The following is a 3,711-nucleotide window of genomic DNA, read 5'->3' as shown; positions in this document are numbered from 1 at the left end:
CTCGGTCATCGACATGCCGGCGATGAGCCCGCGCTTGGCCGTGGGGACCGTGAGCTCAGGCTGGTAGTGCAGGGAGGTGAGACCGGGCTCGTAGGCCCGCGCCAACTCCGGGTTGTGCCGCAGCGCCGGGACGACCGCGTAGGTCATCGAGATGGGACAGCCGTGACCGGAATCGACGGCCGTCCAGACACTGAACTTGGCCGAGCGCACCAGGTGCGCGTGCGGGTCAGCGCTCGCCCACGGGTGACCGGCGAGGCCGTGACCGACCGCGGTGTCCATCAGGCGGTGATAGGACGGGTCGTAGCGGACGACATCGATGCGATTGCCGAAGCGGTCGTGGGTCTCAAGCACCGGCGGGTGCTCCTCGGCCAGATCGCCGACGGTGATCCACTCCGCCGATCCCGCCATCTGTCCGAGTTCGTGCAGCTCGGGCAGCGACTCGGCGGCCCCGACACGGTCGAGGTACTCGGTGATCACCGGATAATTGGCGACGTCGAATCCCTCCAGCGGGGGCACCTGGTTGACGACGGCGTGGTTGGTCTTCACACCCCGTATTCTATCGAGCCCGGCGCGTACTCATCACGCTGTCAGCTAGCGCACGTATCGTGTGGACTCGATATGACCACGCACACCCCGATCCCCGCGCCGGACGCGACCGATGACACCGGTCCCCGGCTCGTGTCGCGCCGCAACGCGTTGCTGGCCGGTATCGGCGTTGCCGCCGTAGCCGGGATCAGCGCCTGCTCGTCGTCGGAGGCGACCAAGCCGGCGGCAGCCGAAGCCGACCTCGACAAGACCGAAGCCGATGACGTCCTGCCGTCGGAGACACAGGATTCGCGCCCGGTTCCAGGCCCGCCCCTCATCACCGGCAGCTTCGTGTCCACGAAGATGCTTGGCCGGACCACCCGGTGGGCCGTCGCCCGCCCCAACGGCGTCACCGGCAAACTTCCCGTCGTCGTGGTGCTGCACGCCCTCAACACCAACGAACGCACAATCTTCAGCCGCAAGCTGCAGATGCAGAACGTCCTGCAGAAGTACGTCGACGACGGGAACCCGCCGTTCGCCCTCGCCGCCGTCGACGGTGCCGTCAACTACTGGCACCGCCGCCTCGACGGCGCAGACTCCGGCGCGATGGTCCTCGACGAGTTCCTCCCGATGCTGGCGAGCAACACCGAGTTGAACCTGTCCACCGAGCGCATCGGCTTCTACGGCTGGTCGATGGGCGGCTACGGCGCCCTGCGTCTGGGTGCCCTCGTCGGCGCCCCCCGCGTGGCCGCCGTGTCGGTGAGCTCGCCCGCGCTGTGGGCCGATCCGCATGCCTACCCACCGCGCGCATTCGACTCGTTCGAGGACTACCAGGCGAATTCGCTGTTCGGGCATCAGAACGCCTTCGCGAAGATCCCCCTGATGATCACCATCGGCACCAGCGACCAGTTCTTCACCTATACGCGGCAGTGGGCCGCCGACCTGCACCCGCCCGCCGCATTCGGCGCCGGGGCCGGTGGTCACGGCAACCGGTATTGGCGCAGCGTGCTGCCCGACCACGTCATGTTCTTGGGTCGCAACCTCGCCCGCTGAGCAGTTCTCGCGGCTTTCCCTACAGAGAGATGCGGCCCTCCAACGCGGCGAGGCCGATGTCGTCGCGGAAGTGCCCGCCGGCCAGCTTGATTTCGGCGAGGCGCCCGTACGCTTCTTCACGCGCGGCCTGCAGGTCTGACCCGGTGCCGACGACGGCGAGCACGCGACCGCCGGCCGAGACGATGTTCCCGTCGGCGTCGCGGGCGGTGCCGGCATGGCGGATCCCCGGCCCCTCGGCTCCCGCGATGACGTCGCCGGTGCGTGGCCTTCCCGGGTAGTTCTCGGCCGCGAGCACCACGGTGACCGCGGCTCCCGGCGACCACTCCAGCGGCGGCAACTGCGCCAGCGTGCCGGTGGCGGCCGCATTGAGCGCCTGCCCCAGTGGTGAGCGCAGCAGGGCCAGGACCGCTTGGGTCTCGGGATCGCCGAACCGGGCGTTGAACTCGACGACGGCGGGCCCGTCGGCGCCAATGGCCAGGCCTGCGTACAGCAGCCCGTTGAACGGGGTACCGCGCGCAACCATCTCGACTGCAACGGGCTTAACGATCTCCTCGACGATCTGATCGACCGTCTCGGCGGGCAACCACGGCAGCGGCGTGTACGCGCCCATCCCACCGGTATTGGGACCGGTGTCGCCGTTGCCGACGCGCTTGTGGTCCTGCGCCGGGATCAGCGGGACGACAGTCTCCCCGTCGACGAGGCAGAAGAGCGAGACCTCCGGACCGTCGAGGAAGGACTCCAGCAGCACCGGGTGGCCTGCCTCCAGGCACTCGGCGGCATGGTCGCGCGCGGCCGCCCGGTCGGTGGTGACCACGACGCCCTTACCCGCGGCCAGCCCGTCGTCCTTAACGACCCACGTCGGCCCGAAGCGGTCCAGCGCGGCGTCGAGGTTGGCGGGGTTGTCGACGACCTCGGCGTGGGCGGTGCGCACCCCGGCAGCGGCCATGACGTCTTTCGCGAACGCCTTCGAGCCCTCGATCTGCGCGGCGGCCGCACTCGGCCCGAACGTGGCGATCCCTGCGGCCCGCAGTGCATCGGCGACACCGAGCACGAGTGGCACCTCGGGACCGATCACCACCAGGTCGACGTCGAGCTTGCGCGCCAACGCGACGACGGCCTCGCCGGAGGACGCGTCGACGGGGTGGTTGGTCGCGATCGCCTCGGTGCCGGCATTGCCGGGCGCGACGAACAGTTCGGTGACCGATGGGTCGGCGGCGAGGCCGAGGAGTAGGGCGTGTTCACGGCCGCCCGAGCCGATGACGAGTACGCGCACGCGGCAAGCCTAATCGCCGACCGTCTCCACCACGACCACCGGCAGCACCGGGATCAGGCAGACGATGACGACGCACACCATCAGGGGGGCGCCGAACGCAGCCAGGACGAGCGCGGCGACGAGGGGCAGCACCCCCGCCGCCAGCGCAGCGGTCACCGCGATCGGTTCGGTCTCGGCGCCCTCCTCGGTCCCACCGCGGGTCAGGTAGCCGTTCATGAGGATGACTCCCAGGCTGAACACCGCTACCGGCACCGCCAGGCAGGCCACGACGGCGAAGTCGGAGATGTGCGCCTCGTGCTCGGTCCACAGGGCGACGACGTGCAGCCCGGCGCCCACCGCCGCGCACGCCATCAGCAAGGGGATGCTGCCGTAGCCGAACGCGAAGGCCCTTTCCGGGCGTTCGCGCAGGGTTTCCCCGCCGGGCATCGCGAAGTACAGCCACCACATTGCGAAGGTCACGCCCATCGCCGCCAGGCCCAGGACCGCAGTCTGCGCGTCCCATCCGGTCCGCTCGATGAGCGCCTGGAGCAGCGCGACGGTTCCGACGACACCCTCGCCGAGGGTGACGACGGTGAGCGTCGCGTAACGCTCGGCGATGTGGGACGGATTCCACGGCGTTGCCGCGACGCGTGATTCCGCGTACCACGGCGCGAAGAACTCGATGCCGACCAGGACCCCTGCCGCAAGCAGCGTGTCACGGAGATTCAGGGGTGACACCGCGACGATCACCCAGCCGACCTGGGCGATCAGCGTGGCGCCGGCGTAGGTGAGACAGGTACGCCGATGCTCCGCCGACCCAGCTGCTGCGCGGAGCCATTGGGCGACCATCCCGACGCGCATCACGATGTAGCCGATCACCG

At 69.7% G+C, this 3,711-nt stretch carries 3 protein-coding genes and 1 pseudogene; 1 reads left to right on the top strand and 3 read right to left on the bottom strand.

Going from position 1 to position 3,711, the window contains the following annotated elements; all coding sequences use genetic code 11:
• Positions 1 to 546: pseudogene (locus tag B4L26_RS04920) on the bottom strand (DNA alkylation response protein); the annotation flags it as partial.
• A 72-nt stretch (positions 547 to 618) separates the two neighbouring features.
• On the opposite strand from B4L26_RS04920, the gene B4L26_RS04915 reads away from it, so the two are divergent.
• Complete coding sequence (locus B4L26_RS04915; RefSeq protein WP_290716530.1) at positions 619 to 1,578, top strand: alpha/beta hydrolase-fold protein; 960 nt, start codon at positions 619 to 621, stop codon at positions 1,576 to 1,578.
• Between the two features lie 19 nt (positions 1,579 to 1,597).
• On the opposite strand, the gene purD is transcribed toward B4L26_RS04915, so the two are convergent.
• Together purD and B4L26_RS04905 are read right to left on the bottom strand one after the other, a co-directional pair.
• Positions 1,598 to 2,851 (bottom strand): phosphoribosylamine--glycine ligase, encoded by a 1,254-nt coding sequence (gene purD / locus B4L26_RS04910; RefSeq protein WP_290716528.1) that lies wholly within the window; start codon positions 2,849 to 2,851, stop codon positions 1,598 to 1,600.
• Between the two features lie 9 nt (positions 2,852 to 2,860).
• The coding region (locus B4L26_RS04905) for a low temperature requirement protein A (RefSeq protein WP_290716526.1) at positions 2,861 to 3,711 on the bottom strand (851 nt) is incomplete at its 5' end.

It is taken from the genome of Gordonia sp. UBA7599, assembly GCA_002477755.1.
Classification (GTDB): Bacteria; Actinomycetota; Actinomycetes; order Mycobacteriales; family Mycobacteriaceae; genus Gordonia.
This window is presented reverse-complemented; position numbering and strand designations above follow the sequence as displayed.

Bases quoted from the DNA above. Each gene is read 5' to 3' on its own strand.
- B4L26_RS04915 (WP_290716530.1), top strand. From the start codon at position 619: ATGACCACGCACACCCCGATCCCCGCGCCGGACGCGACCGATGACACC.